The sequence below is a fragment of the Streptomyces sp. NPDC050485 genome, assembly GCF_044458185.1.
Classification (GTDB): domain Bacteria; phylum Actinomycetota; class Actinomycetes; order Streptomycetales; family Streptomycetaceae; genus Streptomyces.
In genome coordinates, this window is the sequence record NZ_JBITHR010000001.1 from 786,398 (window position 1) to 801,514 (window position 15,117).

A 15,117-nucleotide genomic window follows, 5' to 3' on the forward strand; every position below is an offset into this window, starting at 1 on the left:
AGCAGCGGTTGGCGTGCGACGCCATGATTTCATGCCCGGCCTGCAGAACGGTGATCCAGTGGTCGCACGGTGATGCCCCTGGGGGCGCACAAGCGCTCCAGGGGCACTTTCACCCGGTGGTACGGCGCGTGGTCCGCATGCGTTCAGCGCGCCGGCCGACGGTTGCCCGTGGTCCCTTCCCGGCCGGGGTCAGCCGCCCAGGGCACCGCCCGCACCGCTCGCGTCCTCACCGGCGAGCGGGTCGGTCTCCAGGTGGATGACGCCGTAGTCGTAGGCGTGCCGCCGGTAGACGACACTGGGGTGCTTCGTCTCCGAGTCGACGAACAGGTAGAAGTCGTGCCCGACCAGCTCCATCTCGTAGAGCGCCTGGTCGAGCGTCATCGGGGCTGCGACATGCGTCTTCTCGCGAACCACCAGTGGTCCTTCGCCCTGTACCTCGAGCGAGCCGATCCTGGTGGTGGGAATGCGCTCTTCCTTCGGACCGTCCACAGGCTCGCCGCTTCCGTTCAACTGCGCCACACCCGGTACGACATCGGCGACCTCGGCGGCCGAGAGCCGGCCGTTGCCCCGGCGCGTGAAGCGCTTGTCGTGCTGCTTGCGCAGCCGCGCCTCCAGCTTGCCGGTCGCCAGGTCGAGCGCCGCGTACGGGTCTGCTGCCGCCGCTTCCGCGCGGATCACGGGGCCGCGCGAGTGGAGGGTGATCTCCACCCGGTCCGAGCGGTCCGCCTGCCGCGGGTTGTGTTCCTTGGACACCTCGACGTCGAGGCTGATTACCTTGCCGTCGAGCTTCTGGATCTTCTCCAGCTTCAGCTTCTCGGCCACGTGCTTGCGGAACCGCTCGGGCACCTCGGTCTTGCGGCCCTTGACGACGATGTCCACGCAGAACTCCGTTCCCGGATCGCTCCGCCTCAGTGCGGAGCTGCTCCCTTTTGCACCAGACCCCGGTGAGTGCCGGGGCCTCGGACTCGGTGACGTATCACCTCCTCCTCCCCCGTCGAGAAGATCCCCACCCCAACAAGTCGGGGGTAAGTGAAAACGCGCCGAAGCTCAGCCGTGCATTAAGTGAACGGTCTTTCGCCATTCCTCACAACCGAACATAGCTCGCCCGGCCCGGTCTCGGCACCCGCTACTCGCACGTACCTCCACTCAGGTGTTTCTGCCCTCTCGCTACCTGCAACGATGCAAGTTCACCGTCAGTTCCGGTTTATTGGGAAGGATTCCGGAGTGGCCGCGACAACCGCGGCCACCGTGCGCAGAACACCGGCATCCCGCGGGACCGCGCCTACCCCCGGCCGGTACGGCGATGCCCCCGTGTGGGGAAATCCCGGAATTCCCTGCCCAGGGCATCCATCTCCGTGCCCGTGCGCCTCCGCGGCGCGGATCGCCCGTGCCGCTTCCACCAGCGACGCACCCGTCGTCATCAGATCGTCCACCAGCACCACCCGGCCGCCCGTCAGCAGCCGCGCGCCACCGCCTGCGACCACCAGCGCCCCGGACAGATTCGCGAGCCGCTGCGGGGCGCTCAGCCCCGCCTGGTCCACCACCGCACGCCGCTGCCGCAGGACCGCGGCCACCCGGGCATCCCTACCCGTCCGACGCAGTTCCCCGGCCGCTGCCAGCGCCATCCGGCGGGCCGCGTCGTGTCCGCGGGCCCGCACCGCGCGCCGCGACGAAGGCACCGGGACCAGCAGCAACGGTCCCTGCCGGCAGGGACCGGCGGCGGCCCGCACCGCGCCCGCCAGCGCCCGCCCGAGCACCCCGGCCAGGCCGAGGGCGCCCCGCTCCTTGTGGTCGAGCAGCATCGCCCGCACGGCGTCCTCGTACGGCGCCGCCGCGTACACCGTGGGCAGCCCGGCAGGCTCCGGCGCCGGCCGCACCCGGCACGCGGGCGCACCGAGCAGCGCCGCCCGGCACCGCTCGCACAGCGCCGTGCGCGGCCTGCCGCAGCCGCCGCACGCGGTCGGCAGCACAAGGCCGGAGAACTCCCGCCACCACCCCCGCATGGCATCCACTGTGCCCGTACGCGCGGGCCCCGGCCACCCCTGTGGAAAACCGGCCCGGCTACCCCGGATAGGCGGGCGCCGAGCCCTTCTTGACGGCCGTCTTCCAGTTCGCGCCCGGCGGCAGCCGGACGATGCCATCCTCCTGCGAATGCGCCACCAGCGGCATCCGCTCGTCGTCCGTGGCAGCGACGTCCGTCACCTTGTTGACGCTCGGCAGCGTGCCGGACGCCGAGGTCGAGCCGTCCGTCTGCACATAGCGCAGCTGCTGGGAGACACCGCCGAACTCCTTGCCGACCACCACCAGGCGGCTGCGCCCGGCCCAGGACACGGCGGTCACGTCCTCCATCTGCGGGGCCCCGGCGCGCATTTCGACCACCGAGACCACGCTCTTGTCGCCGTCGCCGGTCCGCTCGACCCGGCCGATCCGCAGCGTCGTACGGCCGCCCTCGGACACCAGCAGCGCGACCCGTACGCCGTCCGCCGACATCCGCACCTGCTCGATGCGCGCACCGTTGAGACCGGCGACATCGACCGTCTCGGGCTCCCCCGTGCCCTGTGCGAGGCGCAGCAGCCTCGGCTTGGCCGGATTGCGGTCGGCCGCCCACAGGTCGCCGCGCCCGTCCCAGCTCGGCGCCGAGAGGCCGCCGTTCTTCGCGTCCCTGTCGTCGCTGGTCACCGGCGTCCTCACGAGCTCGGCGCCGGCCGCGAGCGGGGCCACGAACAGGGACTTGCCGTCCGCCGACACCCCGGCCGCCCGCTTCTCGTCCCGCGAGACCGCGACCGTACGCACCTGCTGCTCGCCCTTGCCGAACGGGCCCTGCACCGGTTCCGTCACCACCGCCGCGTCCGAGCTGTCCGCACTGCCCGACCCGTCGCTGCTGCCGCCGGAGCTGTCCGAGCTCGCGGCGTCGGCCCGCATGCGCTCCATATGACCGCTCGCGTCCACGAAGTACTGGCCGGGACTGGTCGACATGCGGTCCGGCGCGTACGTCTCGGCCTGGTCGCCGCTGAGCACACACAACTGGGAGCCGTTGGCCCGGTCGAGCTCCACCTGGCCGATCCGAGTGGTCGTCAGATCCCGCAGGGTGAACAGGAGTTGGGCCGCCATCCGCTTGCACTGCGCCTCACCGGCGTTCGAGGCCCGCTCGTTCAGCGGCACCTTCAGCGCGTTGCGGTCGTCCAGGGCGAGCGACTTGGTGTCGCTCTTCAGTTGCGTGCCGGACGGAAACTTCGAAGTGACCACCGGTTTCAGCCAGTTGGTCGGACCGTTCAGGACCGACCGCACCGTCTGCGTGATCAGGTTCATCTGCGTCTCGGGGTCGTTGCGCTGGCGTACGTACACCGGGTCGGCGACCAGCCGGTCCTGCCCCGCGGCGAAGTAGTAGGTGTTGACGGAGCGGTAGACGCGCTGGAAGTCGGACTGGCCGAGCAGCAGCCCCTCCGGCAGCGCGTCGATGCGCCACTCCTTGCCCGTCCCGTCCTGGCCGCTCTGCCGCACCAGGTGGATCGTCTGGCTGTAGGTGTCCTGCTGCTTGGCCGGCTGGTAGGCGTGCTGCTGGTCGACGACGGCGACGGGCTTGCCGGACACCGTGAAGGTGAAGCCGTTCGAGTCCGCGCCCCGGTCGCCGGACCGGTTGGGCTGCGGGTCCGGGCCGTCGGCGAGGACCGTGACCTGGCTCGGCTGCCAGTCCCGCGCCGCCTTCGCGGTCAGATACTGGCGGGCCATCGCGAACTGCGGATCGTCGCTGGTCATCGCCTCCAGGAAGCCCGAGACGATCTCATTGGGACCGGCCCCGGGCCGCGGCGGCACGGCGTACACCTGCACCTGCGAATCGGCCCGCTGGGACGCCGAGACGCCGTGCACATCGCCGCTGCTCGGCATGGACGCACAGCCCGAGACGAGCACCGCCCCGCTGCCCAGCACGACCGCCACCCGCAGCGGCTTGCCCGGGCCCCTCCCCCGCTCAGCGCCCACGGGCCGATCCTTCCTGGTCAGTCGCTTCACTGAGCTGCTCCGGACGCTCCTCGGCGGGCCGTGCGGACGGCTCCCCGTCGCCGAGCCGGGCCACCACCCGGCCCCCGCCGCCTCCGGGCAGCCCGGCCGGGCTCGCCGCGGGGCCCGAAGTCCGCGGACGCGCCGGGGCGGTGGGCGGCACGGGCAGCGCCGAACGGTCCAGCCGCGGTATCGGCACAGTCGAGAGCCGGTTGCCCTGCGCCTGCCCGGACGCGGCCTCCGCCCTGGCGCGCTCGCGGGCCGCCCGCGAGTCCTCCGGCTCCAGCGGTATCGGCGATCCGCGCAACGGTTCGTCGGCGGTACGCGGCAGGGTCAGCCGGAACTGCGAACCGCCGCCCGGCTCGCCCCAGGCCTGCAGCCAGCCCGCGTGCAGCCGCGCGTCCTCGACGGCGATGGAGAGGCCGAGCCCCGTACCACCGGTGGTACGGGCGCGCGCCGGATCGGCCCGCCAGAACCGGTTGAACACCCGGGTCGCCTCGCCGGGCTTGAGCCCCACGCCGTAGTCGCGCACCGCGACCGCCACGGCCCCGCCGGCCGCCGCGAGCCGCACCACCACGTCTCGGCCCTCGCCGTGCTCGACGGCGTTGACGACCAGGTTGCGCAGCACCCGCTCCACGCGGCGGGCGTCGGCCTCGGCGACCACCGGCTGTTCGTCGCCGACGACCCGTATCCGGGTTCCCTTGCGCTCGGCCAGCGGCTCGGCGCCCTCGATCACCCGGCGCACGACCTCCCGCAGGTCTATCGGCTCGGCCTCGAGGGCCGCCGCACCCGCGTCGAAGCGGCTGATTTCCAGAAGGTCGGCGAGCAGCGACTCGAAACGGTCCAGCTGTCCGGCCAGGAGCTCGGCCGAGCGCGCCGTCACCGGGTCGAAGTCGACCCGCGCCTCATGGATGACATCGGCTGCCATCCGTACGGTCGTCAACGGTGTGCGCAGCTCGTGCGAGACGTCGGAGACGAACCGCCGCTGCATCCGCGACAGCTCCTCCAGCTGGTTGATCTTGCCCTGGAGGTTCTGCGCCATCTTGTTGAAGGCCTCACCGAGCCGGGCGATGTCGTCCTCGCCGGTGACCTTCATGCGCTCTCTGAGCACGCCCGTGGAGAGCCGCTCGGCGACCCCGGCCGCCATCCGGACCGGCGTCACCACCTGCCGCACCACGAGCCAGGCGATCGCCCCGAGCAGCACCACGACGAAGAGCCCGGCGGTCGCCAGCGTCGTCTTGACGAGGGTGAGCGACTTCTCCTCCTGCACCAGCGGGAAGAGGTAGTAGAGCTGGTAGGACTGCCCGTCGACGTCTTTGAGGCGGGTGCCCACCACCAGACCGGGCTCGGCGTCCTGGCCGTCGGTGAACTTGATTGAGGTGTACGTCTTGAACGCGCCGGTCCCCTCGTCGACGCTGTCGCGCAGGTTCTGCGGAACACTCGCGAGGGGGTCCACATAGCCGGAGGCACGCGGCCCCCGGTTGCTGGACGCGGAGTCCGAGTCCGCCGAGGCCGACCCCAGGGCGACGACGTAGAAGGCGCCCTGGCCGCTGCTCGCGAGCTGGGTCACCAGGTCGTTGCGCCAGCTCACCGAGGAGCCGGAGCCGCGACCACCCGCGGTGGCGTCGTCGCCGGACGAGACGGGCGTGCCGGCCTTGTCCTTCGCCACCGAGAAACCGCCCGCGGACTGGCTCACGGCGGCCTTCTCCTTGGTTTCGAGCAGGCCGTTGCGCACCGCCCCGATGACCACGAAGCCGAGCAGCACGACCACACCCAGCGACATCAGCAGGGTGGCCGCGACCACCCGCAGCTGGATGTTGCGCCGCCACAGTCGCGCGGCGGGCAGCAGCGGCCGCCGCACCCAGCGCACGACGAGGCGCAGCACCGGACCGCCGGGCGCTCCGTCCTGGAGCAACCGGCCGCCCCAGGACGTCTTGCGCCCAGCTTCTTGGGTCATCTCAGCTCGGTCCTGCCTTGTAACCGACCCCGCGGACGGTCACCACGATCTCCGGCCGCTCGGGGTCCTTCTCGACCTTCGAACGAAGCCGCTGGACATGTACGTTCACCAGCCGGGTGTCCGCCGCGTGCCGGTAGCCCCAGACCTGTTCGAGGAGTACCTCACGAGTGAACACCTGCCACGGCTTGCGGGCCAGCGCGACCAGCAGGTCGAACTCGAGCGGGGTCAGGGCGATCGACTGCCCGTCCCGCTTCACCGAGTGCCCGGCGACGTCGATCACCAGATCGCCTATCGCGAGCTGCTCGGGCGCCGGCTCCTCCGACCTCCGCAGCCGGGCCCGGATCCGGGCGACCAGCTCCTTCGGCTTGAACGGCTTCACGATGTAGTCATCGGCTCCGGACTCCAGACCGACGACCACGTCAACGGTGTCGCTCTTGGCGGTGAGCATGACGATCGGCACACCCGACTCGGCCCTGATCAGCCTGCAGACCTCGATGCCGTCCCGTCCGGGCAGCATGAGATCGAGCAGCACCAGGTCGGGCTTGGCGTCACGGAATGCCGCCAGTGCCTTGTCGCCATCCGCTACGAACGACGGCTCAAAACCTTCTCCACGCAACACAATGCCGAGCATCTCGGCCAGTGCGGTGTCGTCGTCGACGACAAGGACGCGTCCCTTCATAAACGTCATCATCCCATTAGCTAATCGTTACCTGGCGTGACCTGGCACACAGCTCCCTCAGCCCGCTGCCTGTCACTGGGGACAGCACACCTTCCTCCGTGACGATCGCCGTGACCAGTTCGGGCGGCGTCACATCGAAGGCGGGGTTGTACGCCTGGGTCCCCAGCGGCGCCACCGCAAGGCCGGAACCGGCCCCCCAGCCGCCCCCGGGAAGCTGCGGGGCAGTGAACTCCGTCACCTCGTGACCGGGCCGCTGCTCGACCTCGATCGACGCACCGTCGGGCGTGTCCAGATCCACCGTGGTGACCGGCGCGACCACGATGAACGGCACGTGGTGGTACTTGGCGAGCACCGCGAGCGGATAACTGCCCACCTTGTTCGCCACCGAGCCGTCGGCCGCGATCCGGTCGGCGCCGATGAGCACAGCATCCACCTCACCGGCCGCGAACAGCGACCCGGCCGCGTTGTCGCTCAGCAGGCTGTACGGCATCCCGCTGCCCGCCGCTTCGTACGCCGTCAGCCTGGCCCCCTGCAACAGCGGCCGCGTCTCATCCACCCACAGCCGCCGCAGGCTGCCCGCCCGGTGCGCGGCCAGCGCGACCGCGAAAGCGGTGCCCTCGCCGCCGGACACCAGTCGGCCGGTGTTGCAGTGCGTGAGGATGCGGTGGCTGCCACCCGGCAGCAGCTCGTCAAGGAGCGCGAGCCCATGCCGGGCCATCCGCGCGCTGCCCTCGGCGTCGGCCCGGTGCAGCTCCTGGGCGGCGGCCAGCGCCACCGCCCCGGCCTCCACCGTCCCCGCACCCTTCTCGACCGCTGCACGGTACGCCCCGGCCGCCAGCCGCACCCCGTAGCCGAGGTTGGCCGCGGTGGGCCGCGCCCCCGCGAGCAGCGCCGCCGCCTCGTCCACGTCGTAGCCGCGTGCCGCGGCGAGCGCCACCCCGTACGCCCCGGCGATGCCGAGCAGCGGGGCGCCCCGTACGGCCAGCGTCTGGATGGCCTGTACCAGCCCCGGCACATCCGTGCAGACGAGCTCCACCTCCTCGGCGGGCAGCCGGGTCTGGTCGAGGAGGACCAGCACGGGGCCCTCCGGCGGCTCGTCCCAGCGCAGCGAGGGCAGCTCCGTGGGACCGGACTCCATCGTGGTTCGCACGTCCTGATCAGCCATCCGCCCAGTCTGCCCGGTGAGCCGCCGACAATTGAAGGTGCCAACGAGATACCGCGGCCGGTCCGCGGTCCCGGTCCACGTGGCACGATGGCAGCCAACCCGAAGGAACCGGCGCGCGCAGCCGGTCCCGCGACCAATCCACGAGGTGGACCACCGTGAACGACTCTCCGGGCTGGGCCTCGCCCGGATCGGCCCCCTCCGACGACGGCAACCCCGGCGCGCCCACCCAGCCCGAGCCCTCGGACCGGGCCCGCGCCTCCTCGAAGTGGTCGCAGGACCAGCCCCCGGCCGCCCAGTGGTCCTCGCCCGGCGCCGGTCGGACGCCGCCCCAGCCGGGCCCCGGCTGGGGCGGCCCGCAGCAGGGCCGCGGCGGCTGGGGCCAGGTGCCGGGGCAGCCCCCGGGCGGCAACTGGAACCAGAACTACGGCCGTCCGCCCGCCGCCAAGCCGGGTGTCATCCCGCTGCGGCCACTGGGTGTCGGCGAGATCCTGGACGGCGCCGTCTCCACAGCGCGCGCCCATTGGCGCACGGTGCTCGGTCTGACGCTGACCGTCGCGGTGATCTCGCAGCTTGCCCAGATCCTCGCCGTGCGCTTCATCCTGCCGACCCCCGCCACGGTCGACCCGAACGCCACCGGCACCGAAGCCATGAACCAGGCCTTCGACGCGCTGCGTTCCAGTCTGGTCGACCTGACGCCGCCCCTGATCATCGGTCAGCTCGCGACCCTCTTCACCACGGCCGTGCTCACCATCGTGGTCAGCCGTTCCGTCCTCGGCCGCCCGGTGAGCCTGGGCGACGCCTGGACCGAGGCCCGCCCGCGCCTGCTGAGCCTTCTCGGTCTGCTCAGCCTCCTGTTCGTCATGCTTGCCGCGATCATGGCCGTCGGCATCCTTCCCGGGGTGCTCCTCGGCGGAGCCAGCGGTGCGGCACTCGCCGTACTCGGCGGTCTCGCCGCGTCCGTGGTCGCCCTCTGGCTGTACATCCGGTTCAGCCTCGCGTCGCCGGCCCTCATGCTGGAACGGCAGAGCATCGTGCAGTCTCTGCGCCGCTCCACCAAGCTGGTCAGCGGCTCGTGGTGGCGCATCTTCGGCATCATGCTGCTGACGTCGATCCTGGTGACCATCTTCTCGATGATCATCGTGTTCCCGTTCTCCGCGATCGCGATGGCGGTGGACAGCAACTCCTTCAGCGGCATCCTCAACGGAGCCACCCCGGAGTTCGGCTGGGCCTACCTGATCATCTCCGGCATCGGAGCCGTGATCGCCTCGGCCATCACCTACCCCATCGCCGCCGGTGTGACCGTCCTGCTCTATATCGACCAGCGCATCCGCCGCGAGGCCCTCGACCTGGAACTCGCCCGCGCCGCAGGCGTCCCCGGCTACGAGACACCCGGGAGCTGATGCAGTGTCAGAAGCGGGGGGCTTCATCACGGCACGACTGCTGAACGGCGCGTCCGGCGCACCTCCGGTGGACATTTCGCGCGACCCGGCCCGCGAGGCGGCCCGGCGCGAACTGTCCGACCCGGTGTACCACCAGAACGATCCGAGCCTGCTCCAGCGCGCCCTCAACAAGTTCTGGGACTGGGTCAGTTCGCTCTTCGACTCGGCATCCGGTGCGGCCCCCGGCGGCCCGCTCGGCCTGGCCGTGATCGTCATCGCCGTGATCGCTCTGATCGCCGCCCTCTGGTGGCGCCTCGGCACCCCGCAGCCAACCGCCATCTCGGGCGGAACCCTCTTCGACGACCGTCCGCGCAGCGCCGCCGAACACCGCACCGCGGCCGAGGCCCACGCCGGAGCCCGCCGCTGGAACGAGGCCGTCCAGGAACGGATGCGCGCCATCGTCCGCTCACTGGAGGAACGCGCGCTCCTCGACCCCCGCCCCGGCCGCACCGCCGACGAGGCCGCCGCCGAAGCGGGCCGCCCCCTACCCGGCCAAGCGGACCGGCTCCGCGCCGCGGCCCGCACATTCGACGACGTCACATACGGCGGGCGCACAGCGGACGAAGCGGCATATCTAGGGTTGCGCGACCTCGACCGGGACCTCGAACGCACCAAGCCGGCGTTGAGCGACGCGGTCCAGGCGGCCGCCGAATGACCGCCACCCCGGCCGCCACCACCTCCGTCTCGGTCACACCGCGCCACCTGTGGACCCGTACCCGGGGTCTGCTCCTGGCCTTCGCGATCCTGGTCTCGGCCGGCGTCGCACTCGCGGCGCTGCACTCCGACTCCCAGCACGGCAGCCTCGATCCGCGCTCCGCCGACCAGTACGGCAGCCGCGCCGTCGCCCAACTCCTCAAGAGCGAGGGCGTCTCCACGCGTGTCGTCGCCACTCTCGACGAGGCGACGGCGGCCACCGGCCCCGACACCACGCTCCTGGTCACCGTCCCCGATCTCCTGACGGAGGATCAGCAGCGCCAACTGCACACCGCCACCGCCGACTCGGGCGGCCGCACGGTCCTCATCGCGCCCGGACCGCCGTCCCTGGGCATCCTCGCCCCCGGCATACGCGCCGAGGACCCCGTCGCCGTCAAGCCACGCGACCCCGCCTGCGCCCAGCCCACAGCGACCCGCGCCGGACGCGCGGACACCGGCGGCGTCCGCTACTCGACCAACGGCCAGAACGACGAGGGCTGTTACCCCGCCGACGGCCTGCCCACTGTGCTGCGCACCACGGACCGGGGCCCGGGCGACACCGTTCTCCTCGGCGCCCCCGACATCCTCCTCAACCACCGGCTCGACAAGGAGGGCAACGCCTCCCTCGCCCTCCAACTGCTCGGCACTCGTCCCCATCTGGTCTGGTACCTCCCCTCGCTGGGCGATGCGTCCGCCACCGACGGCGGCAAACGCTCCTTCTTCGACCTGATCCCGTCCGGATGGCGCTGGGCCACCCTCCAACTCACCCTCGCCGCCGCACTCGCCGCCCTCTGGCGGGCCCGTCGGCTCGGCCCCCTCGTCACCGAGCAACTCCCGGTCGTCGTCCGCGCATCCGAGGCCACCGAGGGCCGTGCCCGCCTCTACCACAAGGCCAAGGCGCGCGACCGCGCAGCCGACACTCTTCGATCGGCCGTTCGCGCCCGGCTGGCCCCCCTCCTCGGCGTGCCCGCCTCGGCGGCGCACTCCCCCGAACTCCTCCTCCCCGCCGTCTCCGCCCGGCTCCCCGCCGCCGGCCGCGACCCCCATTCCCTGCTCTTCGGCCCAGCACCGGCCGACGACGCCGCACTTGTCCGCCTCGCGGACGAACTGGACGCCCTCGAAAGAGAGGTACGCACTTCATGAGCGACCGCACCCCGGAGACCGCAGCGAACCCGGACAGCGCCCGCGCTTCGCTGGAAGCCCTGCGCGCCGAAATCGCCAAGGCCGTGGTCGGCCAGGACTCCGCCGTCACCGGCCTCGTCGTCGCCCTGCTCTGCCGCGGCCATGTGCTGCTCGAAGGGGTGCCGGGCGTCGCCAAGACCCTCCTGGTGCGCGCGTTGGCAGCCTCCCTCGAACTCGACACCAAGCGCGTCCAGTTCACCCCCGATCTGATGCCGAGCGACGTCACGGGCTCTCTCATCTACGACGCCCGCACCGCCGAGTTCTCCTTCCAGCCCGGTCCCGTCTTCACCAACCTGCTGCTCGCGGACGAGATCAACCGCACCCCGCCCAAGACCCAGTCCTCCCTCCTCGAAGCCATGGAGGAACGACAGGTCACGGTCGACGGCATCCCACGCCTCCTGCCCGACCCGTTCCTGGTGGCAGCCACCCAGAATCCGGTCGAGTACGAGGGCACCTACCCCTTGCCGGAGGCCCAACTTGACCGATTCCTCCTGAAGTTGACAGTCCCGCTGCCCTCACGCCAGGACGAAATAGACGTGCTGGCCCGCCACGCGGACGGCTTCAACCCCCGCGATCTGAAAGCAGCAGGCGTGCGCCCCGTGGCCGGCCCCGCCGACCTCGAAGCCGCCCGTGCCGCCGTCGCCAAGACCTCGGTCTCGGCCGAGATCACCGGCTATGTCGTCGATATATGTCGTGCCACGCGCGAATCCCCCTCGCTCAGCCTCGGGGTCTCCCCGCGAGGCGCCACCGCCCTGCTCGCCACGGCCCGGGCCTGGGCCTGGCTCACCGGCCGGGACTACGTCATCCCGGACGATGTGAAAGCCCTGGCACTCCCCACACTTCGCCACCGCATCCAACTGCGTCCCGAAGCCGAGATGGAGGGCGTCACCGCCGACTCCGTCATCACGTCGGTCCTCGCCCACGTCCCCGTGCCCCGCTGAGGCGACCCCATGGCCCTCACCGGACGCTCCGCACTCCTGGCCGCCCTCGGCTCCATCCCGGTCGGTGTCTTCGCCCCGGGCTGGACCGGCATGCTGGCGGTCAACGCTCCCCTTGCACTCGCAATTCTGTGCGACTACGCATGCGCCGCGCCAGTGCAAAGGCTCCGGTTCACTCGAAGTGGTGATACGTCAGTTCGACTCGGCGACGCTGCCGAGGTCGTCCTCACTGTCACCAACCCGTCGAACCGCCGCCTCCGCGCCCAGCTCAGGGACGCCTGGCCGCCCAGCAGCTGGCCTTCCGGAACCGAACAGACAGCATCGCGGCACCCGTTGACGATCCCGGCCGGCGAACGGCGCCGCCTGTCCACGGTGCTGCAGCCGACCCGGCGCGGCGACCGCCGGGCGGACCGGATCACGATCCGCTCGTACGGCCCCCTCGGCCTGGCCGCCCGACAGGGCAGCCACCAGGTCCCCTGGACGGTCCGCGCCCTGCCGCCGTTCGCGAGCCGCAAGCACCTGCCGTCCCGCCTGGCCCGACTCCGCGAACTCGACGGCCGCACCAGCGTGTTGACCCGCGGCGAAGGCACCGAGTTCGACAGCCTCCGTGCGTACGTCCCCGGCGACGACACCCGCTCCATCGACTGGCGGGCAACCGCACGCCAGGGAAACGTCGCCGTACGAACCTGGCGCCCGGAGCGGGACCGCCACATCCTCATCGTCCTCGACACGGGGCGCACTTCGGCCGGCCGCGTGGGAGACGTGCCCCGGCTCGACGCGTCCATGGACGCCGCCCTGCTGCTCGCCGCCCTCGCCTCGCGAGCCGGCGACCGGGTCGACCTCCTCGCATACGACCGCCGGGTACGTGCCCAAGTCCAGGGTCGCGCCGCTGGTGAACTCCTCCCCGCGCTGGTCAACGCCATGGCCCCGCTCGAACCCGCTCTGGTGGAGACCGACGCCCGCGGCCTCAGCGCAACTGCCCTGAACCACGCGCCGCGCCGCTCTCTGCTCGTCCTGCTGACCAGCCTTGACGCAGCACCGGTCGAAGAAGGCCTGCTCCCGGTGCTTCCCCAGCTCACCAAGCGCCACACAGTGCTGGTCGCCTCCGTGGCCGACCCCCACATCGAGCAGATGTCAGCCAGACGCAGCACCGTCGAAGCGGTCTACGAAGCCGCCGCGGCCAGCAAGACCCAGGAACAGCGCCGACGCACCGCCGAGAAACTGACGCGCCACGGCGTCACAGTCGTCGACGCCACCCCGGACAACCTGGCCCCGGCACTGGCCGATGCATATCTTGAACTGAAGGCCGGAGGCCGACTGTAAGAAAGCGTGGTTGGAAGAAGGAAGGCCACTCCTCCTTCTTCCATAACTTCCGAGGGCTCCTTCTTTCGAGCGCTCCGTAAACGCAGAAAAGCCCCGCACCGTGGTCCCGAAGGACCTTGGTGCGGGGCTTTCCCCAAAATTTGTTCGGCGGCGTCCTACTCTCCCACAGGGTCCCCCCTGCAGTACCATCGGCGCTGAAAGGCTTAGCTTCCGGGTTCGGAATGTAACCGGGCGTTTCCCTAACGCTATGACCACCGAAACACTATGAAGTTGAACACCGGAACCCCGGCCATGGGGCTCTGACGGCTGTTCATTGCTTCAGAACAAACACAGTGGACGCGAGCAACTGAGGACAAGCCCTCGGCCTATTAGTACCAGTCAGCTCCACCCCTTACGAGGCTTCCACATCTGGCCTATCAACCCAGTCGTCTACTGGGAGCCTTACCCTCTCAAGGAGGTGGGAACACTCATCTCGAAGCAGGCTTCCCGCTTAGATGCTTTCAGCGGTTATCCTTTCCGAACGTAGCCAACCAGCCATGCCCTTGGCAGGACAACTGGCACACCAGAGGTTCGTCCGTCCCGGTCCTCTCGTACTAGGGACAGCCCTTCTCAATGTTCCTGCGCGCGCAGCGGATAGGGACCGAACTGTCTCACGACGTTCTAAACCCAGCTCGCGTACCGCTTTAATGGGCGAACAGCCCAACCCTTGGGACCGACTCCAGCCCCAGGATGCGACGAGCCGACATCGAGGTGCCAAACCATCCCGTCGATATGGACTCTTGGGGAAGATCAGCCTGTTATCCCCGGGGTACCTTTTATCCGTTGAGCGACGGCGCTTCCACAAGCCACCGCCGGATCACTAGTCCCGACTTTCGTCCCTGCTCGACCCGTCGGTCTCACAGTCAAGCTCCCTTGTGCACTTACACTCAACACCTGATTGCCAACCAGGCTGAGGGAACCTTTGGGCGCCTCCGTTACTCTTTAGGAGGCAACCGCCCCAGTTAAACTACCCATCAGACACTGTCCCTGATCCGGATCACGGACCGAGGTTAGACATCCAGCACGACCAGAGTGGTATTTCAACGACGACTCCACAACCACTGGCGTGGCCGCTTCACAGTCTCCCACCTATCCTACACAAGCCGAACCGAACACCAATATCAAACTGTAGTAAAGGTCCCGGGGTCTTTCCGTCCTGCTGCGCGAAACGAGCATCTTTACTCGTAGTGCAATTTCACCGGGCCTATGGTTGAGACAGTCGAGAAGTCGTTACGCCATTCGTGCAGGTCGGAACTTACCCGACAAGGAATTTCGCTACCTTAGGATGGTTATAGTTACCACCGCCGTTTACTGGCGCTTAAGTTCTCAGCTTCGCAACCCCGAAAGGTCACTAACCGGTCCCCTTAACGTTCCAGCACCGGGCAGGCGTCAGTCCGTATACATCGCCTTACGGCTTCGCACGGACCTGTGTTTTTAGTAAACAGTCGCTTCTCGCTGGTCTCTGCGGCCACCCCCAGCTCAAGCAGCAAGTGCTATCACCAGTGATGGCCCCCCTTCTCCCGAAGTTACGGGGGCATTTTGCCGAGTTCCTTAACCATAGTTCACCCGAACGCCTCGGTATTCTCTACCTGACCACCTGAGTCGGTTTAGGGTACGGGCCGCCATGAAACTCGCTAGAGGCTTTTCTCGACAGCATAGGATCATCCACTTCACCACAATCGGCTCGGCATCAGGTCTCAGCCTTA

11 protein-coding genes and 2 rRNA genes are annotated in these 15,117 nt (G+C 69.9%); 5 read left to right on the forward strand and 8 right to left on the reverse strand.

The features are described from left to right. Positions 1 to 189 precede the first annotated feature (189 nt). From hpf to mtnA, 6 genes are all read right to left on the reverse strand, one after another. The gene (gene hpf, locus ACIBK6_RS03630; RefSeq protein ID WP_399048390.1) at positions 190 to 879 is read right to left on the reverse strand and encodes a ribosome hibernation-promoting factor, HPF/YfiA family; all 690 of its coding nucleotides are present in this window, start codon (positions 877 to 879) and stop codon (positions 190 to 192) included. Positions 880 to 1,193: 314 nt separating this feature from the next. Further along, entirely contained in the window at positions 1,194 to 2,003 is an 810-nt protein-coding gene (locus ACIBK6_RS03635; RefSeq protein ID WP_399048392.1) for a ComF family protein, read from the reverse strand. A gap of 58 nt (positions 2,004 to 2,061) precedes the next feature. Next, positions 2,062 to 3,978, reverse strand: a complete 1,917-nt coding sequence (locus ACIBK6_RS03640) for an LpqB family beta-propeller domain-containing protein (protein WP_399048393.1) — start codon at positions 3,976 to 3,978, stop codon at positions 2,062 to 2,064. Next, entirely contained in the window at positions 3,968 to 5,953 is a 1,986-nt protein-coding gene (mtrB, locus tag ACIBK6_RS03645; RefSeq protein ID WP_399048395.1) for an MtrAB system histidine kinase MtrB, read from the reverse strand. The genes ACIBK6_RS03640 and mtrB overlap by 11 nt, the downstream gene beginning before the upstream one ends. A gap of 1 nt (position 5,954) precedes the next feature. Next, positions 5,955 to 6,644 (reverse strand): two-component system response regulator MtrA, encoded by a 690-nt coding sequence (gene mtrA, locus ACIBK6_RS03650; protein ID WP_189389435.1) that lies wholly within the window; start codon positions 6,642 to 6,644, stop codon positions 5,955 to 5,957. 4 nt (positions 6,645 to 6,648) lie between these two features. Continuing rightward, positions 6,649 to 7,797, reverse strand: a complete 1,149-nt coding sequence (mtnA, locus tag ACIBK6_RS03655) for an S-methyl-5-thioribose-1-phosphate isomerase (protein WP_399048397.1) — start codon at positions 7,795 to 7,797, stop codon at positions 6,649 to 6,651. A 155-nt stretch (positions 7,798 to 7,952) separates the two neighbouring features. On the opposite strand from mtnA, the gene ACIBK6_RS03660 reads away from it, so the two are divergent. The 5 genes from ACIBK6_RS03660 to ACIBK6_RS03680 are packed head-to-tail and all read left to right on the forward strand — an operon-like array spanning position 7,953 to position 13,372. After that, a complete protein-coding gene (locus ACIBK6_RS03660; RefSeq protein WP_399048399.1) occupies positions 7,953 to 9,197 on the forward strand; it encodes a glycerophosphoryl diester phosphodiesterase membrane domain-containing protein in 1,245 nt (414 codons plus the stop codon). Between the two features lie 4 nt (positions 9,198 to 9,201). Then, positions 9,202 to 9,891 carry a DUF4129 domain-containing protein gene (locus tag ACIBK6_RS03665; protein ID WP_399048401.1) on the forward strand — a complete coding sequence of 230 codons (690 nt, stop codon included), beginning with the start codon at positions 9,202 to 9,204 and terminating at the stop codon, positions 9,889 to 9,891. Continuing rightward, complete coding sequence (locus ACIBK6_RS03670) at positions 9,888 to 11,072, forward strand: DUF4350 domain-containing protein (protein ID WP_399048403.1); 1,185 nt, start codon at positions 9,888 to 9,890, stop codon at positions 11,070 to 11,072. Before ACIBK6_RS03665 ends, ACIBK6_RS03670 begins: the two co-directional genes overlap by 4 nt. Then, complete coding sequence (locus tag ACIBK6_RS03675; RefSeq protein ID WP_399048404.1) at positions 11,069 to 12,052, forward strand: AAA family ATPase; 984 nt, start codon at positions 11,069 to 11,071, stop codon at positions 12,050 to 12,052. The genes ACIBK6_RS03670 and ACIBK6_RS03675 overlap by 4 nt, the downstream gene beginning before the upstream one ends. Positions 12,053 to 12,061: 9 nt before the next feature. Continuing rightward, entirely contained in the window at positions 12,062 to 13,372 is a 1,311-nt protein-coding gene (locus ACIBK6_RS03680; protein WP_399048406.1) for a DUF58 domain-containing protein, read from the forward strand. 142 nt (positions 13,373 to 13,514) lie between these two features. On the opposite strand, the gene rrf is transcribed toward ACIBK6_RS03680, so the two are convergent. Both rrf and ACIBK6_RS03690 read right to left on the reverse strand, forming a co-directional pair. Further along, a 5S ribosomal RNA gene (gene rrf / locus ACIBK6_RS03685) occupies positions 13,515 to 13,631 on the reverse strand. A gap of 89 nt (positions 13,632 to 13,720) precedes the next feature. Beyond that, positions 13,721 to 15,117: ribosomal RNA gene (locus ACIBK6_RS03690) — 23S ribosomal RNA — on the reverse strand; the annotation flags it as partial.